This is a genomic window from Paenibacillus sp. cl141a, assembly GCF_900109305.1.
In the GTDB taxonomy this organism is placed as follows: domain Bacteria; phylum Bacillota; class Bacilli; order Paenibacillales; family Paenibacillaceae; genus Paenibacillus_AQ; species Paenibacillus_AQ lautus_A.
Genome location: NZ_FNZO01000009.1, coordinates 236,164 through 262,190, shown reverse-complemented (window position 1 = coordinate 262,190; position 26,027 = coordinate 236,164). Strand labels below are relative to the sequence as shown.

Here is a 26,027-nt window from a genome sequence, read left to right as displayed (position 1 = left end):
TGTCGAATGTAACTTAGGGACAACAGGGAGTCAGTGAGGAGGCCATATGCATGGAACTCGAGCAAATGAGCGAGGAAGAATTGATGAGCACCATTGAGATGGTATGCTTGAGCAAGGTTGAGGAAATGCATTTGATTGGGTACGAGTATGTGACGAGCGACGATATTTGGAACTGTGTCAGCAGCAAGTACCAAAAGGAAGGCATTCCATCCCTCCACCAATTGGTCAACGACATTCTGTCCTTGAAAGCAACAGCTTTAATGAACTATATGACAATATCAGCATATAAGGGATCTTCTTTCGATTAATCGAAGAGGTCCCTTTTGCCTTGCGGATATAAGGGTTCATCCATAAGCCCGACAAATTTTGATAAATTGACTGGGTTTTATGACATCGCTATAATAGGAATATTGAGTAAAAAGGGGGAACAAAGGACGGCATGAAGAGAATTATCAGTTTCGTCGGAACCGTGCTCGTGATCACTATTTTAATGGCCGTTACAACTCCAGGCTTGCTGAAAGACGTCCGTCTAGGTTTGGATCTAAAGGGTGGATTCGAAATCCTTTATGAAGCAGAACCGTTGATGGAAGGGCAGCAGGTTACCAAAGAAGCGCTGCAGGAAACCGCAAAGAGCTTGCAAAAGCGTGCGGATGCGATGGGAACATCGGAGCCAGAGGTCACGCCGGAAGGGGCGAACCGGATTCGCTTGAAGGTGGCGGGCGTAACGGATGAGGCCGAAGTTCGAAAAACAATGAAAGAACCTGCGAACCTCACATTCCGAAGCAATGATGGCTGTAAAGAAGGCGAGGAGTTCTGTAAAATAGAGCTCCGCGGCGACGATTTCGTCGAGAACGGCGCATCGGTAGCCTATGACCAGCTTAATCAGCCTATGATAGATATTAAAGTGAAGGACAAAGGGAAGTTTGCTGAAATTACGGAACGTCTTCTCGGTCAAGAGCTGGCTATCTTCATGGACGACCAATTGCTGTCAGCTCCGACGGTACGAGCCGTATTAACGGACGGTACCGCGCAAATTACGGGGAACTACTCGCTGGATGAAGCGAAGCAGATCCGGGATACGATCAATCTCGGCGCCCTGCCGCTGAAACTGGTCGAGAAATATTCGCAAAGCGTAGGCGCTACGCTTGGCATGCAATCTCTTACAAAAACTTTAGAAGCTGGTCTGATTGCTTCCATCGCGATTTTGCTGTTCATGATTATCCGATATCGCGTACCGGGCTTGCTGGCAAGTTTCGCACTTATTTTGCACACATGGCTGCTGATCCTTATTTTCGTTTGGGCTGACTTTACGTTGACGCTTCCAGGTATTGCGGCATTTATATTAGGTATTGGTATGGCGGTGGATGCCAACATCATCACCTATGAACGCATCCGGGAAGAGATTAAGACAGGCAAAAGTGTGCCATCTGCAGTGAAATCAGGCGGTAAATCCTCCCTGCGCGCCATTATGGACTCCAACTTGACGACGATTCTCGTTGCCGCTGTCATGTTCGGATTCGGTACCGGTGCGGTAAAAGGTTTTGCCCTTGTATTGATTTTGGAGATCATCGTTAGTATTGCCACGAACGTTTATTTCTCCCGTTTCCTGCTCAATCTGCTTGTGAATATCGGTTGGGCCCGCAAACCGAGCCATTATGGCGTAAAGGAGCGTGACATTCGTGAGCTTTAAGAACTTCGATTTCGTAGGCAAAAGCAGAATTTTCTACGTACTATCCATTGTAATTACGATTTTGGGCTTGGTTTTTCTCCTGACTCGCGGACTTAACTACGGAGTTGATTTCCAATCCGGCTCGAACGTGGATATTTCACTCTCCAAACCGTTGACCACGGAGCAAATCAATACGGTATTAGAGGAAGCCGGAATCGGGGAGGATGCGAGCGTTACACCGGGTAATGACCGCGTCAACATCCGATTCAGCGAGGTGCTGACCGAAGATCAGGATCAGAAGCTTCGTTCTGGCATCGAGAAGCTGGACGAGAAGGCAACCTTCGAAATTAATACGGTTGATCCCGAGATGGCCAAAGAGCTGGGACGAAACGCCATTTATGCCGTATTGATTTCCTGTATCGGGATTATCATTTATGTCAGCATCCGCTTTGAATGGCGGTTTGCGATTGCAGCGATCGTAGCGCTCCTGCATGATGCCTTCGTTGTCATCAGTATCTTCTCCATCCTTGGATTAGAGGTAGACCTGACATTCATCATCGCCGTCCTGACCATCATTGGTTATTCGATTAACGATACCATCGTTATCTTTGACAGGATCCGGGAGAACCTGCGGTTTACGAAGATTAAAAGAGTCTCGGATCTCAAGGATCTGGTTAACAAAAGTTTGTCGCAGACGATCGGACGCTCGATCTATACGGCCTTGTCCGTATTCATCGCTGCATTCTTCATGCTTCTCTTGGGCGGCGAGTCGATCCAGATGTTCTCGCTGGCCATTTGTATCGGTTTGGCATTCGGCGCGTATTCATCGATCTTTATCGCAAGTCCGTTGTGGCTCCTTCTTAAAGGCCGCAATGTGAGCAATAAGCCGAACTCGCCGAAGCCAAGCAAAGATAAAATCGAAATTTAATTAAACCGCTGTAGGGCGTTTGCAGTCCAGATATCAGAAGATCCTATACAAGTGAAAGCCGCGTCGCAGGCGACGCGGCTTTCTAAAGTTAGCAGCAGGCAGCATGACGAGTACAGGATCGACAGTGACATTGAGGGGGGCCTCAAGTGAGCAATGAACGCTTGAATCATACGGAGACTGTCCTATGGACAGGCATTGTAACGGATTTGGCATTAGCCTTGTGCAAAGGGATAGCCGGTTACTTATCCGGCAGCAAGGCTCTCATCGGAGATGCCCTGCATTCTGCGGCGAATGCCGTAACTTTATTGATGGATCGGTTGCCAAGCCTTGGCATATTCGGCACGAAAAGTCCGATGCGGGACAAACGGAACGTTTCGAGTACGACAGAGCCCGTCATTTCGATTTTGTTTGCCGTGTTATTGATCATGGGGGGCATTCAAATTGCGGTATCCGCAATCCAGACCATGGCATCGGATAACCTCGAGCCGCCGGCCACACCGGCGCTCCTTGCGATTTTCATATCGATGGCGGTGAACGAAGCGGTATTCCAATATCAAAGCTGGCAGATGAAAAGACTGCATGATCCCCGGTACGAAATGCTGTTGGCTGATCATCGGTTTGCCTTATATTCATCACTAACGGTATTGATCGGCGTGTCGCTATCCATGGCTGGCTCCTATTTTGAATGGTCGCCTCTATTCTACATGGATTCCATAGCGGCTCTTATCGTGGCTTGTCTCGTGGTGCGGAAAGGGTATATACTCATCGTTCATTCCGTTTACGGAACACTTGCGGAGGAGAAACGCCATGAACACGAAGCCGAATTCATGGATACAATTCAGCGGGTGCACGGCGTGATCACGATTGAGGAGCTGAAGGTTCAGGAATACGGACAGATTCGACACGTGCACATCGAAGTGAAAATCACCGTCAACCCGAGAACGTCCGTATTGGAAGCTCAGGAAATTGCCGAGCGAATCCGGAAGCTGTTGACCCATCGATTTATTCAGGTTACGGATGCCAAGGTTCACGTTGTGCCTTATGAACCCGGTTACCCGTATAAATCGAACTATGACTTGATGGACAACGATATGCCGACACTGCCGCAATAAGGGCCGGAGCTTTTAAGACAGCAGGAAATAGGCAGGAAAAGGAAGGTGAACCCCTGTGCTGTATTCCAAATATGAATGGAGAATACGAGAGGCAGCGTCAACGATCACCGAACGGCTGGCCCACGATTTGTCGCTGCCACCCATCGTGGCTTCACTCATGGCATCCCGGGGGATACAATCAGCCGAGGATGGCCGGAAATTTTTATATGGAACGTTTGAGCTGACGCACGACCCTTATCTCATGCAGGGAATGCGGGAGGCCGTGCCGCGTATCCGCAAAGCGCTGGAGGATCGGGAGCATATTCTGATCTATGGCGATTATGACGCGGACGGGGTTTCCAGCACGTCATTGATGATTCATCTGATGCGTTACTTGGGAGCATCTTATGATATTTATATCCCTCATCGATCCAATGAAGGTTATGGCTTACATAATCATGCGCTGGATTGGGCCCATCAGCAAGGGGTCAGTCTGGTGATTACCGTAGATACCGGGATTAGTGCGGTCGAGCAAATCGCGTATGCCAACGGCCTTGGCATCGACGTCATCGTCACCGACCATCATGAGCCGCCTGAGGTGCTGCCTGAGGCATATGCATTGATCAATCCGAAGATCCCGACATGCCCGTATCCCTTTAAGGGGCTGGCAGGCGTAGGCGTGGCGTACAAATTGGCACAGGCTCTCGTGGGTGAACCGCCGGAGGAATGGCTCCAGATCGTTTCGATCGGAACGATCGCTGACTTGATGCCGCTTACGGGAGAGAATCGGGTGCTTGTGAAGCACGGGATCGAATCGATGCGAAAAACGCGGTATGAAGGTATCCGCAGCTTGCTTGAGGTATCGGGAATTCATGTAGAGCAGGTGACGGCCGTTAACGTGGCCTTCTCCATGGCTCCACGGATTAACGCCAGCGGCCGTCTGGATCATGCAGGCCGTGCCGTTACGCTGCTTACTACGGAACACAAGGAAGAGGCAGAGCGCCTTGCTTGGGAGCTGGACGGGCTGAACAAGGATCGGCAGCAAGTGGTTGAAAACATCGTCCAGGAAGCGCTGGGAATGGTTCAAAACCGCTGGGGAGGGCAGGAGATCCCGCCTGTTATCGTATTGGCGGGCGAGGGCTGGAATGTCGGCGTGGTTGGCATCGTGGCTTCCAAAATCCTGGAGCGTTTTTACCGCCCCGTTGTAATACTCGGAATTGATCCCGAAACGGGAAACTGTAAAGGTTCTGCCCGTTCGATTCCGGGATTCGATATCTATGCGGCTTTACTTTCTTGCAAAGACGTCATGGACCATTTTGGCGGCCATCCTTCGGCAGCCGGCATGAGCCTTCATCGAGACCGCTTGGCGGCATTCGAACAGGGGCTTCATCGATATGCGGAGGATGCGCTCGAAGCAGAGCATCTGATTGCCGTTTGCGAAGCGGACCTGGAAGCCAGCTTGTCAGAGGTATCTGTACCCATTCTGGAACAGATGGAACAGTTAGGCCCGTTCGGCATGGCGAATGCCGTACCGAAAATTGTTTTTCGGGACGTTGTCATCAAGGACGTCCGCAAGATCGGCAAAGAGGGGAAACATCTGAAGCTTCGTTTGCAGCAAAAGCGGGAGGTTATCGATGCGATCTCATTCGGCTGGGGCCATCTTGCCGATATTCTGCCGGTGGGTTCGGTTGTGGATGTCCTTGGCGAGCTTTCCGTCAATGAATGGAACGGGAGCCGTAAAGTGCAGCTCATGATTCAGGATATCTGCGCCCCATATCAGCAGGTGTTTGATTACCGCGGGATCAAAGAGCCGATCCGGGAGATCCAGAGGTGGAGAGCTGAACTGGAGCCGCATCTGAAGTGCCCGGCTGTCCGTTCCGCGGCGGTGTACGCAAAAGATTCACATCCGGAAATAAAAAGTCAATTGTATGATATGTGCCTTTGGGTATATGATAGGAATGCTGGCATCGTGCCGGATAATGAAATCGCCGCGAGCGGCAATCAAGAAGATATTTCCGTTTTGTTCGTACTGGATGTACCGGAGACGGCTGAGCAACTCGCTGCATTCATGTCAGCCTTCCATTCCGTTCCCAATATATTTATGTTACATCCGACCCGGAACCTTCGCGAACGGCTGCAAATTCCGGACCGGGAACAGTTTAAGAAGCTGTACGTATCACTCGCTGGACTGACTTCCGCTCCCATGCCGGAGAAAGAGGTCGTAACACGTCTACAGAAGCAGACTTCGTTATCATCGCGTATGCTGGTCAAAGTACTGGATGTCTTTGAGGAATTGGCATTCATTCAGCGTGACCAGGGACAAATTACCTTTGTACCGAAGCCGGAGAAAAAACCGCTCGACGCTTCCCGTCACTTCCGCGAATTAAGCGACTTGGCGGATATGGAGCAGCATCTGCTGCATGCCAGTACCGAACAGTTAACCCAGTGGATGACGTCCCGTGCAAAAGGCGTATCTTAACCGCAACTATACAGGAGGAGATTATTTTGGATTTTAAAGATTATATTCGTGTCATTCCCGATTTTCCGCAAGCGGGGATCAGCTTCAAGGATATTACCACACTGCTGAAGAACGGTGAGGTATATCGCAAAGCCATCGAGGAACTGAAGGTCTTGGTTTCCGATCTCAAAATTGATGTGATAGCTGGTCCCGAAGCCCGTGGATTTGTCGTGGGTGCTCCGCTGGCTTACGCGCTTGGCGTGGGATTCGCGCCCATTCGCAAAAGCGGCAAGCTGCCTTACGAAACGATTGAAGTGGGATATGACCTCGAATACGGTAAAGATCGCTTGGCGATGCATACCGATGCAATCGAGAAAGGGCAAAATGTATTGATTGCGGATGATCTTCTTGCAACAGGCGGTACGATTGCGACTTCGGTTAACCTCATCCGTCAATTGGGCGGGAACGTTGTTGGCGCTGCTTTCATGATCGAGCTGACGGATTTGAACGGCCGCTCGAAGCTGGATGGAATCGATGTATTTACGCTGATGCAGTACGAGTAAACGACACTATTCTTCCTGATTTTCCCGGGAAATAATAAAATGCCCTAAGCAATCAGCTCAGGGCATTTTTCTGTTTGGCCATAAAGTTGTCGGTTCAATCCGGCGTTTTTTCCACGAGCGGCTCATCATTCTTTTCATTGGAGAGCCCGGTAATTTCGAAGAGTTTGAAGAGGACAGCCATTATGACACCTACGATGGTCGCCAATGCCATACCCTTCAGCTCGACCGTGTTAATCTTCAAAGTTACGCCGCTGATTCCTGTTACCAGTACAATTGTAGCCAAGATCATGTTGCTTGCTTTGGAGAAATCCACCTTCTGCTCCACGAAGATCCGAAGGCCGGAAGCTGCGATTACCCCGAACAGCAACAGAGACACGCCGCCCATAACCGGTGTTGGAATGTTCGCTACAACGGCGGAAAATGTTCCTGAGAAGGAAAGAATGATGGCAATAATGGCGGCGCCTCCGATGACAAACACGGAGTACACCTTCGTCAAAGCCATGACCCCGATATTTTCACCGTACGTTGTATTCGGCGTGGAACCAACAAATCCGGACAAGATGGTGGAAATACCGTTGCCGAGCAGGGAGCGGTGAAGGCCAGGGTCCTTGGAAAGGTCTTTGCCCACGATATTGCTGGTTACCAGCAGGTGGCCGATGTGCTCGACGATAACTACGAGCGAAACCAGAATGATGGTCCAGATCGCCCCGCTATCGAAAACCGGGGTTGTCAGCTCCGGAGCCGACAGGAACTTTGCGTTCGCAATTTTCTCCGTGTCCACGACCCCAAGCGCGAAGGAAAGCGCATATCCGACAACGATCCCGATCAGGATGTGGATAATTTTGGCGAAGCCGCGGAACAAGATGGAACCCAACACCGTAACTCCGAGGGTAACGAGCGAGATGGTAATGATTTTAGGATCGATAGATTGCCCTTCTTCCGGCAAAAAACCAGCCATGCCTGCGGCAACCGGAACCAGCTCAAGCCCGATCATCGCAATGATGGCCCCCATAACCGCAGGAGGGAATACGAAGTCGATCCATTTGGTTCCCGCATATTTAACGATGAGCGCCACAAGACAGAAGATGATCCCCGTCACGATAAAGGCGCCCAAGGCTTTGCCGTAGTTGGCTTCCGGGTCGCCGTCCAGTACGATCAGCACCGGGGCGATAAAGGCGAAGCTGGAGCCGAGGTAGGCCGGAATCTTTCCTTTACATAAAAAAATGTAGAGCAGCGTGCCGATACCGTTCATCAGCAGGATCATGCCGGGATCCACACCGAATATGTTTGGTACAAGCACCGTGCTTCCGAACATGGCAAACAAATGCTGCAGGCTCAGAAGGAACCCGGGACCAAACGGAAGCTTCTCATCTACTTGAATTTCACGTTGCAAACCATTTCACTCCTCTATAGGACTTTAAATATAGGACCGTTCGCGTACGATCTTTAATAGATTAAATACAATCGTTCGTTTTTTCAACAATAATTTTTACAGTTCGTCAAAATATCCAATTCATGTCATGTTTTGTTGTCCCCGTGCAGGAAAAGGGCATACTATAAGTGACCGAACGCTCCACATGTTGACGTATAACGCCGCAAGCGTCATAATGATAGGAAAACAATCACGAGGGAACCTGCACGTTTTGACAAGGGCGGGTTCCATTTTATATAGAAAGGGAAGAGAAGGACTCCAAAATGGGCATAGAGCGATTACTCGAAAAGGCCAGCGCCTATATAAAAGAACCCGATCTTCTCCGCATCCAGGAAGCTTATGAATTTGCGGAGCAAGCCCACCACGGACAAGTGCGGAAATCGGGAGAACCTTATATTCTTCATCCGCTTGCGGTTGCAGACATCGTGGTGAACATGCAGATGGACACATTGTCGATTATTGCTGCATTGCTTCACGATGTCGTTGAGGATACAACCGTATCGCTCGAGCAGATCCGCGAGCGTTTCGGGGATACCTGCGCAATGCTGGTGGATGGTTTAACGAAGTTGGAGCGCATCCAATTCCGATCCAAAGAAGAGCAGCAAAACGAAAATTATCGCAAGATGTTTATCGCCATGGCACGGGATATCCGCGTAATCGTCATCAAGCTGGCGGACCGGCTTCATAATATGCGCACGCTTAAGTACCAGTCCGAGGAGAGCCAGCGCCGCATTTCCTATGAAACCTTGGAAATCTTTTGTCCCATAGCCCATCGTCTCGGTATTTCCGCGATCAAATGGGAGATGGAGGACATTGCGCTTCGTTACTTGAATCCGCAGCAGTATTACCGCATTGCGAATTTGATGCACAAGAAGCGTGCGGAGCGGGAGCAGTACATCGACAACGTCATCGTCTGCATCCGCGAGAAGCTTGACGAGATGGGCATTCAAGCCGATTTGTCGGGCCGACCCAAGCATATCTACAGCGTGTTCAAGAAAATGACGGTGAAAAACAAGCAGTTTAACGAAATTTATGATCTCCTTGCAATCCGCATTATTGTGGACAATATCAAGGATTGTTATGCCACGCTCGGCATCATCCACACCCTGTGGAAGCCGATGCCTGGCCGCTTCAAAGATTATATCGCCATGCCCAAAACGAATATGTACCAGTCCCTCCACACGACGGTGGTAGGGCCTAACGGGGAGCCGACGGAGGTTCAGATCCGCACCTGGGAGATGCATCGTACGGCGGAGTTCGGTATCGCGGCACACTGGGCGTATAAAGAAGGCTCCGCAGGCAACGGGGGCAGCTTCGACAACAAGATGACGTTTTTCCGCGAGATATTGGAGCTGCAGCATGAAACCAAGGATGCGTCGGAATTTGTAGAATCTTTGAAAATGGACTTTTTCTCGGATTTGGTGTTTGTGTTTACGCCAAAAGGCGAGGTGATCGAGCTGCCTTCCGGCTCCGTTCCCCTCGATTTTGCTTACCGAATTCATACCGAAGTAGGAAACCGCACCATTGGTGCCAAGGTCAACGGAAGAATCGTTCCGCTGGATCATCAGCTCAAAACCGGCGATATCGTGGAAATATTGACGTCGAAGCATTCCTACGGTCCGAGCCAGGACTGGCTGAAGATTGCCCAATCCTCGCATGCCCGAAGTAAAATCAAGCAGTGGTTCAAGAAAGAGAAGCGCGAAGAGAATGTCGAGAAGGGCCGCGAGATGCTGGAGCGTGAAATCAAGCGCCTCGGTCTTGACGTGTCCGAGTGGACGACGGACGATAAATTAATGGAAGCGGCCAAGAAATTCGCTTTCAATGATATCGAGGATATGCTATCGGCGGTCGGCTTTGGCGGGATCACTGCCGCGCAGATCTGTACGAAGGTGACCGAGAAGCTGCGCAAGGAGCAGGAGGAAGCCAACCAGCTTGAATTAACCTCCGAGATGAAGGAAATCAAGCCGGCCGAGAAGCGCAGCCGTCCGACCAACGGCGTCCGCGTCAAAGGGATTGATAACCTGCTCGTGCGTTTCGCAAGATGCTGCAATCCCGTACCCGGCGATGATATTGTAGGCTATGTAACCCGCGGCCGCGGCGTATCGGTCCATCGTTCAGATTGTGCGAATTTGCCGACAACGGATGAGGGCGAGGATGCGGCACGCGTAATTGAGGTGGAATGGGAAACGGCCGTCGAGGCGAATTACAGCGTCGATATTGAAGTGACGGGACACGATCGAAACGGATTGTTGAACGAAGTCCTTCAGGCCGTCTCCGAGAGCAAGACGAACATTTCCGCCGTCACGGGTCGATCCGACAAGAACAAAATGGCCATGATCCACATGACCATCCTGATTCGCAATACGGATCATCTCCAATCCGTTGTGGAACGAATCAAGCGGGTGAAGGATGTGTACACCGTTCATCGGATCATGCAGTGACGGCATGATGCGCTAAGGGAATGGTCCCGGGGTTTATGACGATCCCGGTGGATGATACGAATGCGGTCTGTTATCCTGCGGGAGACAGGCCGTTTTATTTTTAAGATGAAGGAGCTAACCCTATGAGAGTGGTCATTCAACGATGCAAGAATGCGCAAGTCGCAGTGGATCATGAAATCGTCGGCAAGATTGAAGCGGGATTGATGGTACTGGTCGGCGTGACGCATGAGGATGAAGAGAAGGATGCCAAATACCTTGCCGAAAAGGTAGCAGGGCTGCGGATTTTTGAGGATGAGGAGGGAAAAATGAATTTCAGCGTCCAGGACGTGGGCGGAGCGATTCTGTCGGTGTCCCAATTTACCCTCTATGGAGACACCCGCAAAGGAAAGCGGCCGAACTTTATGGCTGCCGCAAAACCGGATGAAGCGAATGCATTGTATGAGTCGTTTAACCGCGAGCTTTCGGCGAAGGGATTGCAGGTGGAGACCGGGGTGTTCGGAGCGATGATGGACGTGTCGTTGACCAACTGGGGACCGGTGACGCTAATTATCGACAGCCGATCCTAACCTGCCTATAAAGGACGGCAGCATGCATCAAATTGGAGGGATGGGGCATCCTGAGTGAATAATCGAAGGTTGTTATTCGCAAGCAAAGGAGCCGTACGATATGCGTCAATCCCCCAAATTTTCGATATGGAGCAGTTTGCCTGCGACGGTCGGGACCGGAGGCGTCAGGGAAGCAGCTAGCACGGAACGCATGGTTTCGGCGCCGGAAGAATCGGCACAGCTCATCAGCATCAAGGGAAATATGCGGAAACAGCTGCCCCGATCGTAGATTCAGCACAGCGTCGCGTGTCATAGAGCGGATTTTTATAGGCGGAGCCTGAGATGATCTTAGGCTCCTTTTTGGCGTTCGTCCAAGCTTCCTTCGGGACAGACATCTGTTGCTGGCAAGCGCGTTCTTAGGCCTTTTTCATAAATTCCACTGTTATAAAAAAGAGATTCCAGGGTAATAACAAATCGAGGACATTTCAGGAAGGAGACATGCCAGATGAGTAAAGTAGCATTTCTACTAGCCGACCAATTCGAAGATTCCGAGATGAAAACTCCTTACGATGCCGTGAAGGAAGCGGGGCATCAGGCTGATATTATTGGATTGAAACAAGGACAAGAGGTAAAGGGCAAACAGGGCAAGGCTTCCTACACAACCGATAAAGCCATTGCGGACGTCAACATAAACGATTATGATGCGGTGGTTATTCCAGGCGGTTCTTCTCCGGAAAACTTGCGACTGGATTCCCATATATTGCAGTTTGTTGCAGCAGCGGACAAGGCGGGCAAACCGATTGCCTCGATATGCCACGGGCCGCAAATTTTGGCAAGCGCCGACCTGCTGAAGGGACGCACGATCACTTCCTATCCTCCGCTTCAGGATGATATGGTAAACGCCGGCGCCAACTTTAAGGATGAGGAAGTCGTCGTGGATCGAAATTTCATTACGTCCCGGACTCCGAAAGACGAGCCGGCCTTCGTGCGCGAGCTGTTAAAAGCGCTGTAGGCGCTAAATTAGCTGTATGGTTGTCCATGTAATACCGATCTTTCAAACACACGGGTTGAAAAAAAGGAGGAATGGACATGTCTAGACAAATTCAGGCTTATTTCAGGACGGAAGACGACGCTGAAGGCGCAAGGACGAGGCTGCTGACGTACAACACGGAACAGCTCGAGGTAGGACAGCTTCAGGATTCGGTCCGAAGCGGAGGGAATATCCTGGTGCCGCTGGTGCCATGGGGCAATGCCGGCACGGGCGGAGCTACCGCAGGGGCCACAACGATGGGGGCCCCCGGCGGCGTAGTCGGGGCTCCCGGGGTGATTGTGGGCGCAAGGGATACCAGCCGCGACATCGCCCAGGATCGGCCGGACAGCGATGATCTGCCCGGCGACGGATGGCGCGAAGCGGACGTGACCGACGGGGATTATGACGATCTCAGATATACCCTGTCCGTTAAGGTAAGGGACGAGGACTACGATCAGATCGTGCATGATTTGCGGGCGAATAACGCTTATGTGGAGCGATTTGATTAATGTCTGATTAGCGAAAGAGACGCGGCAGGCGATGAGCTGCCAAGAAGGAGCTTATCATTTTCAGGGCTTACCCAACGAAATGCAAAAAAAGGGCTGTTCCTTTGGGGGAGCGGCCCTTTTCAACTCCATGATATAAAAGCGCTTTCTTGCTTGTAATATAACTGTAATGTTTGTTCAATGTTTCTTTAATATTCCCTGTTTATAATAACAGCATGACCCCCTTTTTTATATAATATATGTTTTGGACCTACAACAGTGGTTTGTAGGTCTTTTTCTTTTTTCGGGAAATTTCTACAAAGTTTCTTGACTTTAGTGCGGCGGTTCATTAGAATCTAAAAATATAATGTTTTGGGTATACTATATTTATGAATAACGGATTTCATGACGGGAACAAGTACTCCATCCCCACAAGACCAGAGAAGAATCCCTTGGCTGTAAGGATTCGCTTGATGAGTGGACGAATGACCTCCCCGAGAACAGACGGCGAAGCAAGCACCGGTTAACCGGTGGGATAGACAGTAGCCGTACTGCGCAGCCGGGCGTTATACGGATGAAGCGGATGGTTGAACACACGTTAGGATGTGTCGCCGCCGGAATGTGGGTGGTACCACGGGTGATAAATTAAACATCTCTCGTCCCTGTTGTCTTAGGACAGCGGGACGGGAGATTTTTTAGTTTCACGGCTTGTTGAGAAATGACTCCCTAGGAGTTTTTCCATAGTTAAACAGATCTAGGCAAGGGACATGTTCAATAGGTGAGTATGTCATAGGACGCGGAGGGATGAAGATGGCAAACGAGAAATTCGAGAAACCGACGGGCACGCAGGACATCCTGCCAGGAGCCGTCGAGAAATGGCAGTTTATCGAGGAGAAGGCACGGGATCTATGCCGGAGGTACAATTACCGCGAAATTCGCACACCGATCTTCGAACAGACCGAATTGTTCGAACGCGGAGTCGGGGAAACGACGGATATCGTAGAGAAGGAAATGTACACGTTCAAGGACAAAGGGGATCGCAGCATGACCCTTCGTCCGGAAGGGACGGCAGGCGTCGTTCGGGCTTACGTGCAAAACAAGCTGTATGGAGAGCCCGATGTCACGAAGCTGTACTATATGGGGCCCATGTTCCGCTATGAGCGGCCGCAGGCGGGCCGATACCGCCAGTTCCACCAGTTCGGCGTAGAGGTGTTCGGCACCGCGGATCCGGCTATCGACGCCGAGGTCATTGCGCTGGGGTACAGCTTCTACAAGGAACTTGGACTGAACGGGGTAAAAGCAGAGATTAACTCCGTGGGAACGTCCGAGGTAAGGGCAGCTTACCGCAGCGCGCTGCTTGCTTTCCTAGAACCGATGAAAGACAGCCTTTGCTCGGACTGCCAGTCGCGCATGGAACGCAACCCGCTCCGCGTGCTGGATTGTAAGAAGGACCAAGGGAAGTTCGGTGATGCGCCTTCGATCCTGGACAGCCTGGACGAGGAGTGCAGCACGCATTTCGAGAAAGTCAAAGGGTACCTGGACGCCATGGGCATCGAGTATGAAATCAATCCAAGACTGGTTCGGGGATTGGACTACTACACGCATACCGCCTTCGAATTCAAGGCCCAGGGCATCGGCGCGATTGATACGGTAGGCGGCGGCGGACGCTTCAACGGTCTCGTCGGCCAGATCGGCGGACCGGATCAGCCGGGCATCGGATTCGGCATCGGCCTTGAGCGTATTCAATTGATTCTGGAGCATCAAGGCGTCAATCTGTCGGCCTCGAAACCGTTGGACGTTTATCTGGTGGCGCTGGGTGAAGCCGCCGAACGGGAAATGGCGAAATTGATCTACGATCTCCGCAGCAAAGGCGTGTCCGCGGAACGCGATTATCTCGGCCGGAAAATGAAAGCCCAGATGAAATCGGCCGATCGTCTGCAAGCCCGTTATACCGCCATTCTGGGCGACGACGAGCTGGAACGCGGCGAAATCGCGTTGAAGTCGATGGAGACCGGCGAGCAGCGAACCGTTAGGCTGGATAGCCTGGTACAGGAATTTGTTTAATCGCCGTAAAGCGGCTTAATTATACTAAAGGGGAATGATAACCGATGAAAAGGACGCATCATTGCGGTCACCTGACAACCGCGAACATTGGAGAAACTGTAACACTGAACGGATGGGTACAAACCCGCCGCGACTTGGGCGGCGTGCTGTTCATCGATCTGCGCGATCGCAGCGGCATCATGCAAATCGTATTTAACCCGGATTTCTCCGGCGAGGCATTGGCCGTTGCCGATAAAGTCCGCAGCGAATTCGTGGTGGCCGTATCCGGGAAAGTCGTAAAGCGTGATCCGGAAACGTTCAACCCGAACCTGCCGACAGGCGAAATCGAAGTACAAGTAACCAGCATCGAAGTGCTGAACGCAGCCAAAACGCCTCCGTTCTTTATCGAAGACGGCGTGGAAGTGGATGAGCAGCTCCGCCTGAAGTACCGTTATCTGGACCTTCGCCGTCCGGAGATGCAAAAAACGCTGATGCTGCGCTCCAAAGCATCGAAAGTATTCCGCGACTTCCTCGATGATGAGGGCTTCGTGGATGTGGAGACGCCAATTCTGACCAAGAGCTCGCCGGAAGGCGCGCGCGACTATCTCGTGCCGAGCCGCGTACACGCAGGCGAATTCTTTGCGCTTCCGCAATCCCCGCAAATCTACAAGCAGCTCCTTATGGTGAGCGGGCTTGAGCGTTACTACCAAATTGCGCGCTGCTTCCGTGACGAAGACTTGCGGGCCGACCGTCAGCCGGAGTTTACCCAGGTCGACATCGAGACATCCTTCATGGATCGGGAAGACCTGTTGAACATGATGGAGCAGCTGATGGTGAAGCTGTTCAAGGAAACCATCGGCGTTGAGCTGGCGACGCCGTTCCAGCGTATTAGCTATGCCGACGCCATGGGCAAATACGGCTCCGATAAGCCGGATCTCCGTTTCGGCATGGAACTGATCGAAATGAACGACATCGTTGCAAGCAGCGGCGTCAAAGTATTCTCTTCCGTCATTGAAAAAGGCGGCGAAGTGAAGTGTTTGAACGCTAAAGGCTGCGGCACCTGGACCCGTAAGGAAATTGACGATCTGGGACCGTATGCAGCCCGTTACGGAGCGAAGGGTCTTGCCTGGATTCAAGTGAAAGAGGGCGAATTCAAAGGGCCAATCGTGAAATTCTTCAGCGATCAGGAGATTGAAGCGGTAAGAGAACGCACGGGAGCCGAAGACGGCGACCTGCTGCTGTTCTCCGCAGACAACAAAAAAGTGGTTGCCGACGTGCTTGGCGCGCTCCGTTTGAAAATCGGACGCCAGCTTGGCCTGATCAACGACAACGAATACAAATTTGCTTGGGTGCTGGACTTCCCGCTGTTCAGCTATGACGAAGAGGCGAAGCGCTATGTGGCCGAGCATCATCCGTTCACCCGTCCAAAAGACGAGGATCTGGAATTGATGGATACGGATCCGCTTGCCGTACGCGCTGAAGCTTACGACATCGTTCTGAATGGATACGAAGTAGGCGGCGGTTCCATGCGGATTTACAAACGCGAGATCCAAGAAAAGATGTTTGCGGCTCTAGGCATGTCGCCGGAAGTGGCGCACGATAAATTCGGCTATCTTATGGACGCCTTTGAGTACGGCACGCCTCCGCACGGAGGAATCGCCTTCGGGTTGGACCGTTTGGTCATGCTGCTTGCCGGACGCACCAATCTGCGTGAAACGATTGCGTTCCCGAAAACGGCAAGCGCAACGGATCTGTTGATGGACGCTCCTTCCCAGGTGGACGGAGGACAGCTGGAGCAGCTCCATATCAAACTCGCCAAGAAGCCGGGCGACGAGAAAAAATAAGCCTGTTGTTCTTGATAAAGGAGGTTGCCTGAATTATGCTGCACCAATTTTCCCGAACGGAATTAGCCATCGGTCCCGAAGGCCTTGAAGTGATGAAGAACAGCACCGTGGCGGTGCTCGGTATCGGCGGCGTGGGTTCCATTGCGGTGGAGGCCCTCGCCCGAACCGGAGTAGGCCGCATCATTCTAATCGACAAAGACGTGGTGGACATCACGAACATCAATCGGCAGATCCACGCGTTAACGACGACGGTGGGTCAGAAGAAAGCGGATTTGATGGTCGACCGAGTCAAACTGATCAATCCGGAATGTGAAGCGATCGCCCTAAACATGTTCTACACCGAAGAAACGTATGAAGAGCTGTTTAAATACGAGCTGGATTATGTGATCGATGCCTCGGATACGATTATTTATAAAGTGCATTTAATCAAGGAGTGCCTGCGTCGGGGCATTCCGATCATCTCCAGCATGGGCGCGGCCAACAAAATGGACCCGACGAAGTTCCAGGTGGCCGACATCTCCAAAACCTCCATGGACCCGATTGCCCGAATCGTGCGCACCAAGCTGCGCAAGGACGGCATCAAGAAAGGGGTCAAGGTCGTGTTCTCTCTGGAAGAGCCGATGAAGCCCCGCCAGGACGTAACGGAGAAAATCGTGCCCGAGAATGCTCCGGAAATCCGGAAGGCGAAGCAGCCGCCGGCAAGCAATGCATTCGTGCCGCCTGTGGCCGGCCTGATCATGGTCAGCGTGACGGTGAAAGAGCTGCTCGAAAAAGGCGGCGTCTCGTTGTAACGGAGTGTCCGGACCATTTTAAACCCGGATCGAGAAAACGATAGACAAACGGAAGGCAGAAAGAATAGTCTTTCGGCAAAGTTGAGCGTGGTTAACCAAACGCAGTGTCCGGCAAAGGACGCTGCGTTTTTTGCTGCCGTGGACAAAGCGATTCGAAACAGCAAACCCAAACAATAAAATTTCCTGTGGCAGCGCTTTGCTAGTATATCCCGGCGAGTTGTGCTACAATGGAACTCCTTTTTGTGTCACGGCCCTAAAGCCAGACTTTCGATACGAAAAAATATGTTCTTAGGAGGTAACTGAAAGTGTCAGAATCTTTTCAAAGTGCCTATCAAGAAGAAGAGTCAAGGCTAAACGAGGTTATCGTTGAAATTGACCGTCAGCTTGAACGGCTGCGCGGTATTCCGGTATACACGGGCCATGATTTTACGGAGCAGGTGCTTGAGGCAGGCAGGGAAGAGAAACGGCAGGCCCTCGCCAAAAGCTTACCGGAGCCTTATTTCGGAAGGCTGGATTTTCAAGAGAACGGAACGGGGGCAAAGAAACCGCTCTATATCGGGAAGATAGGCTTCGACAAGGCGGACGCTGGTGATCACCCGATGGTGATTGATTGGCGGGCTCCGGTCGCGAGTCTATTCTACTCCTTTACGGGCGGTACCGATCCGGCTTCATTCGAAGCGCCCGAAGGAATTATCGAGGGGCTTGTGTATTTAAAACGTAACGTCGTGATCCGCAAGCAAATTTTGGAGCGGGTATCGGACACGTACAATCGGGAAAGCGGCGGACCTGCCGTATCCGATGAGTTTTTGGTCTACCGTCTCGGTGAGAACAAGGATAACCGGCTGCGGGATATCGTGTCCACGATCCAAGCGGAGCAGGATAAAATCATCCGGGCGGCCAAGAACACCGCCCTCATCATCCAAGGGGTGGCGGGAAGCGGAAAAACGACGGTGGCGCTGCATCGGCTGGCTTATCTGCTCTACCAGTACAAGGAGCAGGTAACGGCCGAGAAAATGATCATATTCGCGCCAAACCTCATGTTCCTGGATTACATATCCGATGTGCTGCCCGAGCTCGGAGTTGGTGATATTCAGCAGCGGACCTTTGGCGATTGGGCGGCAAAGCTGCTTGATATTCAGCTGTCCTCGGAGGATCATGCGCAGACGCTTCATCAGTGGTTCGAGACGGAACCGGGTCAAGGGACGCCGGATATCAACGATAATGTAAGCGGACGCTATAAAGGCTCCTTAAGGCTGATGGATATCGTGCGGCGCTGCGTGGAGTCCATCGAAGCCGAGGCCCTACCGGACGGGGATTTCTCTCCATGGGATGGAGCCGTGCTGAAGCAGGAGACGATGGCGGATTGGTTTTACCAGGAATATAAGCCCTATCCGCTGGCGAAACGGAAGGAACGGCTGCTCGCCAGATTGCATCGCTGGGTCGAGATGGAGCTGAAGAAATCGCCATCGCCGGCCGTGCTGAAAGAACGGAAGAAAAAAGCGGCACAACGCGAAAAGGCTTATGCCAATCGCTGGCCGAAATTTGAGCCGATTTCCCTATATAAGCAATTGTTTGGAGCGGTAAAGGCGGCCGGCTCCTGGGTCGAAGAGCTCTCCGGACTTATTCCGCCGGAGGTACTGGCGGCAACGCGTAAAGATCTGAAGAAGAATGTGGTCCGGGAAGAGGATCTGCCAGCCCTGCTGTATTTCCACTGCTTGCTGAACGATATTTCCTCAGAGCAGCGGTTTGACCACATCGTCATCGATGAAGCCCAGGATTTTTCTCCGTTTCAGGTGGCTGTGCTGGATCTGTTCGTAAGAGGACATTCCTTCACCATACTAGGCGATCTGTCGCAGGGCATTCATGCGTATCGCGGCGTGCATGCGTGGGAAGAAATGAGCTCCCTGTTCAAGGAAGAGGAAACGGCTTATTTTGCGCTGACGCGCAGTTACCGTTCCACGATGGAGATCATTGAATTTGCCAATGGGATACTGGAGAAGGGGGTCGCAAGCGACCTGCTCGCCGTGCCCGTATTCCGTAGCGGCGATGCCGTTCGCCTCATTCCTTATGATGCCAGGAACGACAGAAGGAAGGATTTGGAGCGGGCCATGAGTGCGCTCATTGCGAAGGAATACCGGACGGTAGCCATTCTCACCCGCACCTTGCGGGAAGCGAAAGAGCTGCATGAGGAGTTAAGCCCGTCCTGGCCGATGCTGAATCTGATCGATGGCAGCAAGGGAACGTATCAGGGCGGATATTCCGTGCTCCCCGTGTACTTGTCCAAAGGGCTTGAGTTCGATGCCGTTGTGGTGGCAGATGCGGACCGGGTTCATTACGCGGAGAAAGCTTGGGATGCCAAGTTAATGTATGTAGGCTGTACGCGTGCACTGCATGAGCTGTGGCTGCTGCATGGGGAGCCGCTGCCTTCGTATATCATGGCAGAGACTTCAGAGATCATGGCTAGCGGTTGGCCAGCGGAGTAATCGTTCGATTGCGCAGCTGCTGTCGGTTCCCGGAATGTCAATAGAGAGAAACGGAAGTCCCGCAGGGATTCACATGGCAGCATGTGTTAGCCTCTGCGGGACTTTTTGTGGCACAGGGGCTTGCTAGGGGCTTAACCAAGCATTTGGTAGGAGGAGCCCAGATTTTCGATAAACCGGATCAAAGTCCAGACAGCGAGGATGGAACAGGCAGCTGCCAGTAGGATGTAGAGGGACATTTTTCGCTTAGGCTTTCGTTTTTTCAATTCCATAGTCTCCCTTCGTGCATAGTGTTTATGCGACACCTTCATAACAAGACCTCGTCGTCGTCCTCGCTCCGGATTCCCTGCCTGTACTCGTAAAGGATGATGGCTGAACGTATGAATACGTACAAGCCGAGCAGGAACTGCAGGATGAGAACGGCATACAGCAGGTACATCGCCAGTCTCTCATCGTCGAGGTAACCGGGGCCGAATGTTTCTTGTAAAAGATGATAGGTACTGGCATGAAGGTAGAGCCCCAGTATACTGAACGTCATATGGATAACCGCGTTATACATTTTGCGTACGGATTTTTTGCGAGTCGTCATAACATTCTCCCCAGATCAGGTTTTTCAAACGTTTCCCTATTATATAAAACGCGTTGGGTTCGATAAAAGTTGGATATGATCAAAATAAGCTGCAATATCCGAACGGTGGGACGATTGAAGCGTAGGACAGGAAGTTGCCGCAGCGCAGGCACGGCGAATTCGAATATGATATGATAGAGCGTGATGGATTGAAACGACTTATTTTTGCATCGATATCAGACAAGGAAGTGTAGCCATGGATTTATTCAGTATCGGGCGTGAAGGGGACCGGGACTCCCGGCTGCTGGCCGATCGGATGCGCCCTTCGTCGCTGGATGAATATATAGGACAAGAGCATATTATCGGACCGGGCAAATTGCTCCGGCGGGCCATAGAGGCAGACCAGGTCTCGTCGATTTTATTGTACGGCCCGCCTGGATGCGGCAAAACAACGCTTGCGCATATCATCTCCCAGCAAACGAAGGGGCATTTCGTTCGGCTGAACGCGGTGGAAGCCACGGTCAAGGACGTTAGGGAAGTCATTGAGCAAGCCCAGAGCAACCGCAGCCTGTACGGCACCAAAACGATCCTGTTCCTGGATGAGGTGCACCGCTTCAACAGCTCCAGACAGGATGCGCTGCTGCCTGCCGTGGAGAACGGCACGATCATATTTATCGGCGCGACGACCGAGAACCCCTTTCATTATGTCAACGGGGCTCTAATGAGCCGGTCCACTTTGTTCCAGCTACAGCCGCTGACCAAGGACCACTCCATGATCGCGATGCGGCGCGCGCTGACCGATCAAGACAAAGGCCTTGGATTCATGGATCTCAAGGCCGATGAGGAAGCGCTGGAGCACATTGCCGCCATGGCGAACGGGGATATCCGGCGTGCACTCAATGCGTTGGAGCTGGCAGCGATGACGACGCCGCCGGACGCAAGCGGTACGGTCCATATCACGCTCGAGGTGGCGGAGGAATCGATTCGCCGGCCTACTGTGCGTGCGGACGAGTCTACGCAGTACGATGTGCTGTCCGCCTTTCACAAGAGCATTCGGGGCTCCAGCGATGCGGCGCTGTTCTGGTTTTTGTATGCGGTCGAAAAGCTGGGCATGGACCCGATGGTGTTCATCCGCCGGCTGATTGCTGCCAGCAGCGAGGATATTGGGCTGGCCAATCCGCAAGCGATGGTGCAGGCGGTAAGCGCATTGGATGCCTACCGGAACAACGGCTGGCCGGAAGCCAAGCTGAACATCGCCCAGGCGATCCTGTTCGCCGTGGAGAGCCCGAAATCCGATGGCGTTGTATCCGCCATATCCCGTGCGATGTCCGCCATGGATGAGATGAAATCGGCGGAGGTTCCGCTGCATCTGCGCGATGCGCATTACTCGGGGGCGGTGAAGCTGGGACATGTCGGCTACAAGTACCCGCACGATTATCCGGGCCATTACGTGAAACAGGAGTATTTGCCGAAGGAGCTTTCCCGCCGGGTGTTCTATCAGGCCACGGAGCAGGGGAACGAAGCCAAGATCGCACACAACCAGCGATTGCGGCGCGAAGAATAAGGAAATTAGCGATAACGGGGTTCATCAAGGCCTTTAGTTAAGTTAATTGGAGGAAATGAATGATGAAATTAGGGAAACAATTGTTTGTCATCCTGCTGTTGTCCGCCGGCCTTATGCTGAGCGGCTGTTCGGGAAAAAGCGCCCAGGAGCAGGGCGCAAGTGGACAGGCAGCCGAGGCGGCGCATGAGCACGGACATCAGACGCAGCTGTCCAACGGGGATATCCAGGAGGCGACGTCATCGATCGATGAGCTGCCGACCTTTTTGAAGAGCCAGACCAGCGAGCTCCAAACGATTTATGCTTTGTCCGCGCAGGTGAGTGATGTCCTGAAATACATTCCTTGTTATTGCGGCTGTGGGGAAAGCGCCGGTCATGAGAGCAACCTGAACTGTTTTATCGATGAGATTCAGGAGGACGGCACGGTAGTGTGGGACGATCACGGCACCCGCTGCGGGGTTTGTTTGGACATTGCCGTGGAATCTGCCAAAATGAGCAGCGAGGGCATGAGCTTAACGGATATCCGGACCGCGATTGATGAGAAGTACGGCACGGATTATGCGAAGCCAACACCGACTCCGATGCCGCCAGTGGGGAGCTAAGCATTGATATGAATGGAGAAGAGGGTATAGCTTAAGTTACTGTTCGGTAACCTGAGCTATACCCTTTTCAATTTTCGATCAAACATTGCCTTTATGTACTGAGTTAGCTAATGGGCTGTTCCGTTTCCCTGGCAAGCAGCCACTGGTTATCGACTCGTTCCCAATATTCCGTGGTGAATAGCCTGGCCAGCGCCTGCCCATCCTTCTCGATCACTAACTCGAAGAACACAACTGCATTTTTATTATCTCTGAGCCTAATCACCCGGTTCTCAAATTTTTTCTGGGCGCCGAGCAATTGTTCTACCGATAGCTTCATTCCTGAAATGGCCTCGTCTTTAGAGTAGAAGACAGGCTTGTCCTTGGCACTGCCGAAAAAAGTAACGTAGTAATTCACACCCATACGTTCTAGCTTTGAAGTGTCTCCTGAGATCATAGCCTCGTTCCAATCGGCAATGTAACTGTCATGCATGTCGGTAAAGGCAGCGACGGCATATTCCAATGTTTCTGTCAAGCAGCATCTACATCCTTTCTAAGATTCATAAATAACGATTCGATCAAACTCCCCATATGTCCTGCAATATTTATTAAATTGTGATTATTCTCACAGATAAACACTATATATTGATATAAATTTACATTATAAATCTATATATAGTGAAATAGTTTTATGAAATCACAAGGAGCTGATCGAGTTCGTGAAAGTGATGAAGAGAGATGGATGCTTGGTGGATTTTGAGATAAGCCGGATTGTGAAGGCAGTGGATAAAGCTTTTATAGCGGTTGAGGGTGCGTCCTACAAGGAGGCTTCCCTGCAGATTGGTGAGGCGGTTGCCCGCGCCACCGCGGGGATGGAGCAGGTGAGTGTGGAGGAAATCCAAGATATCGTTGTGGAGCATTTGCGCAGCACCGGTTATGCAGAGGCCGCGGCAGCTTATCAACATTACAGGGAAGCCCGTGACCTGGAGCGGATGCGGCGGGGAGAGCTCTACAAGATCAGCAGGGATGTGATTGGGGTAACGAATCTGGAACTGCTGCGGGAGAACGCGAATCTGAACGGGGAATCCTTCAGCGGAAAAATGAGCCGGATCGGCTCCGAATACGCCAAATGGATGGCAAGCAAATTCATCCTCCCCACAGAGCTCACGAGAGCGGTGAGGGATGGGTATGTATACGTTCATGATCTGGACCAGTATGCGCTGGGAACCACGAACTGCATCTTCATCCCGTTCGGCCGGCTGCTGGCCAAGGGCTTCAATACCGGTAACGGATCGGTCAGGCCGCCGCAGAGCATCATGACCGCCATGGCGCTGGTAGCCATCATCTTTCAATCCCAGCAGAACAGCCAATTCGGCGGCGTGTCCGGCAGCAAAATCGATTGGGATCTCGCTCCGTATGTCGGCAAATCGTTTCGTCGGCATTTTCGCAAAGGGCTGGCCTACTTCGGAGAAGCGGGGCTGGGAGAGGATCAGCCGTATGAACGAGCCCTTGAGGATCACGAAATATACATAGACAATGAGCAGCTGAAGGACATATACCCGCGAGTATATCATTACGCCTATCAAGAAACGGTGAATGAAGCAAAACAGGCCGCGGAATCCTTGATCCATAATTTGAATACGATGAGCAGCCGGGCCGGCGGACAAATTCCTTTCACTTCGCTGAATTACGGCATGTGCACGTCAACCGAAGGAAGGCTGGTATCCCACGCCCTGCTGGATGCCACGATGAAGGGGCTCGGCGGGGGAGAGACACCGATATTTCCGCAGCATATTTTCCAGTGCAAGCAGGGGGTCAACCAGGCGGAAGGCGAGCCGAACTACGATCTGTTCCTGAAAGCCGTCGAGTGCTCCAGCCGCAGGCTCTACCCGAATTTCGTCAACGTGGACGCGTCGTTTAATCTCGTCTATTATAACCCGGGGGATCCGGACACGATTATTGCCACCATGGGCTGCAGGACCCGCACGATTTCGGATCGCTTTGGGCGAAACCGCCTGAGCGGCAAGGGCAACCTGTCCTTTAATACGATCAATTTGGTCCGGCTCGGGATTGAACATGGCATCGTCCAAGGGAAGCGGGAAGTGCCGGACCTGAACCGTTTCTATCAACAGTTGGATCATTATATGAGAATTGCGGTGGAGGGCTTGATTCACCGTTACGAGCTGCAGGCCGACCAACCGGCCAAAGCGTCCGATTTCATGATGCGGGAGGGCGTGTGGGAAGGCGGAGAGGCGCTGGCGCCGGAGGACAAGGTGCGCGAGCTGATCAAGCACGGCACCCTGGCGCTTGGATTTATCGGGCTGGCCGAATGCCTGAAGGCGATGACCGGACGGCATCACGGCGAGGATGAGGACAGCCGTGGGCTGGGGATCGAGATCATCCGGCATATGCGCCGGTTTTGTGATGCAGCCGGTGAAAGGTATAACCTGAACATTACGCTGTTTGCCACGCCGGCAGAAGGGTTATCCGGAAAATTCACGAAGCTGGACCGGCAAACCTTCGGGGTGATCGAGGGTGTGACGGACCGTGAATATTACACGAATTCTTTTCATATACCCGTGTACTATCCGATGGCCGCCTACCGCAAAATCCGTTCCGAAGCACCTTTCCATGAGCTGTGCAATGCCGGAGCGATTTCGTATGTGGAGCTGGACGGCAACGCAAGGCAGAATACGGCTGCTTTCCGGGACATCGTGCAGTTTGCCCTGCAGCAGAACATCGGATATTTCTCCGTTAACCATCCCGTCGACCGGTGCCCGGCATGCAACTACGAAGGCATTATCGGAAGTGCGTGCCCTGGATGCGGCGCCTTGGAGGCGGATGGAAACTTCCAGCGGCTGCGGAGGGTAACGGGGTATTTAACGGGCAATTATACGGAGCGCTTCAATTCCGCCAAGCAGGCCGAGGTTCGGGATCGGGTGAAACATCTGTGAATGTGTGCGGATACATCCCCGAGAGCATCAATGAAGGCCCTGGACTTCGTGCGGTTCTATTCGTGAGCGGCTGCCGCCATGCCTGCGCCGGATGTTTTAATACGGATTCCTGGGACTTTGAAGCCGGGGAGCCCTTTACCGAAGAAATGTCAGCGGCGATACTGCAGGATATCCAAGACAACCCTTTGCTGGATGGCGTGACTTTATGCGGTGGAGACCCCTTCTTCTCCCCGGAAGAATGTGCGGCATTCGTACGCAGGCTCAAGACCCTCTGTCCCGCCAAAAACGTATGGGCCTACACGGGGTTCACCTTCGAAGCGCTGATGAGGCAGCCGAAGCTGCACAAATTGGCCCTGCTGTGCGATGTCATCGTTGACGGCAAATTCGAGTTGGAGCGCAGGGATGTCTCGCTTCCTTTCCGGGGCAGCTCGAATCAGCGTTTCATCGATGTAGCCGCCAGCATGGAGCAGGGAGTGACCGTGGAGTATATTCTTCGCTAGCACGCAAAAAAAGAGCACACGCTTTACGGAACATTCCGTATCAAGTGTGTGCTCTTCGCGTATCAT

The 26,027-nt window shown here is 52.2% G+C and carries 22 protein-coding genes; 19 read left to right on the top strand and 3 right to left on the bottom strand.

Going from position 1 to position 26,027, the window contains the following annotated elements; all coding sequences use genetic code 11:
* The first annotated feature begins 50 nt into the window (after nucleotides 1-50).
* The 6 genes from BMX45_RS22900 to BMX45_RS22875 all read left to right on the top strand — a co-directional run bounded on the left by BMX45_RS22900 (nucleotide 51) and on the right by BMX45_RS22875 (nucleotide 6,709).
* The gene (locus BMX45_RS22900; RefSeq protein WP_090912118.1) at nucleotides 51-308 is read left to right on the top strand and encodes a post-transcriptional regulator; all 258 of its coding nucleotides are present in this window, start codon (nucleotides 51-53) and stop codon (nucleotides 306-308) included.
* Nucleotides 309-439: 131 nt separating this feature from the next.
* Complete coding sequence (gene secD / locus BMX45_RS22895) at nucleotides 440-1,690, top strand: protein translocase subunit SecD (RefSeq protein ID WP_090912116.1); 1,251 nt, start codon at nucleotides 440-442, stop codon at nucleotides 1,688-1,690.
* Nucleotides 1,680-2,597, top strand: a complete 918-nt coding sequence (gene secF / locus BMX45_RS22890) for a protein translocase subunit SecF (RefSeq protein ID WP_090912114.1) — start codon at nucleotides 1,680-1,682, stop codon at nucleotides 2,595-2,597. Before secD ends, secF begins: the two co-directional genes overlap by 11 nt.
* A gap of 146 nt (nucleotides 2,598-2,743) precedes the next feature.
* Nucleotides 2,744-3,709, top strand: coding sequence for a cation diffusion facilitator family transporter (locus tag BMX45_RS22885; protein WP_090912112.1), 966 nt, complete (start codon nucleotides 2,744-2,746; stop codon nucleotides 3,707-3,709).
* 55 nt (nucleotides 3,710-3,764) lie between these two features.
* Nucleotides 3,765-6,167 (top strand): single-stranded-DNA-specific exonuclease RecJ, encoded by a 2,403-nt coding sequence (gene recJ / locus BMX45_RS22880; RefSeq protein WP_090912111.1) that lies wholly within the window; start codon nucleotides 3,765-3,767, stop codon nucleotides 6,165-6,167.
* Nucleotides 6,168-6,193: 26 nt separating this feature from the next.
* A complete protein-coding gene (locus BMX45_RS22875) occupies nucleotides 6,194-6,709 on the top strand; it encodes an adenine phosphoribosyltransferase (RefSeq protein WP_090912109.1) in 516 nt (171 codons plus the stop codon).
* A gap of 94 nt (nucleotides 6,710-6,803) precedes the next feature.
* On the opposite strand, the gene uraA is transcribed toward BMX45_RS22875, so the two are convergent.
* Nucleotides 6,804-8,102, bottom strand: a complete 1,299-nt coding sequence (uraA, locus tag BMX45_RS22870; protein WP_090912107.1) for a uracil permease — start codon at nucleotides 8,100-8,102, stop codon at nucleotides 6,804-6,806.
* Between the two features lie 302 nt (nucleotides 8,103-8,404).
* On the opposite strand from uraA, the gene BMX45_RS22865 reads away from it, so the two are divergent.
* The 9 genes from BMX45_RS22865 (at nucleotide 8,405) to BMX45_RS22830 (ending at nucleotide 19,803) form a co-directional block, all read left to right on the top strand.
* A complete protein-coding gene (locus BMX45_RS22865; RefSeq protein WP_009592739.1) occupies nucleotides 8,405-10,582 on the top strand; it encodes a RelA/SpoT family protein in 2,178 nt (725 codons plus the stop codon).
* A gap of 122 nt (nucleotides 10,583-10,704) precedes the next feature.
* Nucleotides 10,705-11,148, top strand: a complete 444-nt coding sequence (dtd, locus tag BMX45_RS22860) for a D-aminoacyl-tRNA deacylase (RefSeq protein WP_090912105.1) — start codon at nucleotides 10,705-10,707, stop codon at nucleotides 11,146-11,148.
* Nucleotides 11,149-11,248: 100 nt separating this feature from the next.
* On the top strand, nucleotides 11,249-11,416 hold the full coding sequence (locus tag BMX45_RS31420) for a hypothetical protein (protein WP_009592793.1): 168 nt from the start codon (nucleotides 11,249-11,251) through the stop codon (nucleotides 11,414-11,416).
* 216 nt (nucleotides 11,417-11,632) lie between these two features.
* Entirely contained in the window at nucleotides 11,633-12,139 is a 507-nt protein-coding gene (locus tag BMX45_RS22855) for a type 1 glutamine amidotransferase domain-containing protein (RefSeq protein ID WP_009592768.1), read from the top strand.
* Nucleotides 12,140-12,216: 77 nt separating this feature from the next.
* Complete coding sequence (locus BMX45_RS22850; RefSeq protein ID WP_009592790.1) at nucleotides 12,217-12,666, top strand: hypothetical protein; 450 nt, start codon at nucleotides 12,217-12,219, stop codon at nucleotides 12,664-12,666.
* A 786-nt stretch (nucleotides 12,667-13,452) separates the two neighbouring features.
* Entirely contained in the window at nucleotides 13,453-14,706 is a 1,254-nt protein-coding gene (hisS, locus tag BMX45_RS22845) for a histidine--tRNA ligase (RefSeq protein WP_090912103.1), read from the top strand.
* Nucleotides 14,707-14,750: 44 nt separating this feature from the next.
* Nucleotides 14,751-16,529 (top strand): aspartate--tRNA ligase, encoded by a 1,779-nt coding sequence (gene aspS / locus BMX45_RS22840; protein ID WP_090912101.1) that lies wholly within the window; start codon nucleotides 14,751-14,753, stop codon nucleotides 16,527-16,529.
* A 35-nt stretch (nucleotides 16,530-16,564) separates the two neighbouring features.
* Nucleotides 16,565-17,320, top strand: a complete 756-nt coding sequence (locus tag BMX45_RS22835) for a tRNA threonylcarbamoyladenosine dehydratase (protein WP_009592791.1) — start codon at nucleotides 16,565-16,567, stop codon at nucleotides 17,318-17,320.
* A 305-nt stretch (nucleotides 17,321-17,625) separates the two neighbouring features.
* Nucleotides 17,626-19,803: a HelD family protein gene (locus tag BMX45_RS22830; protein ID WP_090912099.1), complete on the top strand. Its 2,178-nt coding sequence runs from the start codon at nucleotides 17,626-17,628 to the stop codon at nucleotides 19,801-19,803.
* 304 nt (nucleotides 19,804-20,107) lie between these two features.
* Here BMX45_RS22830 and BMX45_RS22825 read toward each other — a convergent pair whose 3' ends face one another.
* The gene (locus tag BMX45_RS22825; RefSeq protein ID WP_090912097.1) at nucleotides 20,108-20,389 is read right to left on the bottom strand and encodes a hypothetical protein; all 282 of its coding nucleotides are present in this window, start codon (nucleotides 20,387-20,389) and stop codon (nucleotides 20,108-20,110) included.
* Between the two features lie 235 nt (nucleotides 20,390-20,624).
* Between BMX45_RS22825 and BMX45_RS22820 the strand changes: the two genes are divergently transcribed.
* Together BMX45_RS22820 and BMX45_RS22815 are read left to right on the top strand one after the other, a co-directional pair.
* Nucleotides 20,625-21,932, top strand: coding sequence for a replication-associated recombination protein A (locus BMX45_RS22820; protein ID WP_090912095.1), 1,308 nt, complete (start codon nucleotides 20,625-20,627; stop codon nucleotides 21,930-21,932).
* Nucleotides 21,933-21,994: 62 nt separating this feature from the next.
* Nucleotides 21,995-22,531, top strand: coding sequence for a PCYCGC domain-containing protein (locus BMX45_RS22815; protein ID WP_175495183.1), 537 nt, complete (start codon nucleotides 21,995-21,997; stop codon nucleotides 22,529-22,531).
* A gap of 103 nt (nucleotides 22,532-22,634) precedes the next feature.
* Here the strand turns inward: BMX45_RS22815 and BMX45_RS22810 are convergent, their stop codons facing one another.
* Entirely contained in the window at nucleotides 22,635-23,042 is a 408-nt protein-coding gene (locus BMX45_RS22810) for a nuclear transport factor 2 family protein (RefSeq protein ID WP_254778194.1), read from the bottom strand.
* Between the two features lie 184 nt (nucleotides 23,043-23,226).
* Here BMX45_RS22810 and BMX45_RS22805 point away from each other — a divergent pair, with 184 nt between their 5' ends.
* On the top strand, nucleotides 23,227-25,461 hold the full coding sequence (locus BMX45_RS22805; protein ID WP_254778193.1) for an anaerobic ribonucleoside triphosphate reductase: 2,235 nt from the start codon (nucleotides 23,227-23,229) through the stop codon (nucleotides 25,459-25,461).
* Nucleotides 25,458-25,961, top strand: coding sequence for an anaerobic ribonucleoside-triphosphate reductase activating protein (gene nrdG / locus BMX45_RS22800; RefSeq protein WP_090912091.1), 504 nt, complete (start codon nucleotides 25,458-25,460; stop codon nucleotides 25,959-25,961). Before BMX45_RS22805 ends, nrdG begins: the two co-directional genes overlap by 4 nt.
* The last annotated feature ends 66 nt before the right edge of the window (nucleotides 25,962-26,027 follow it).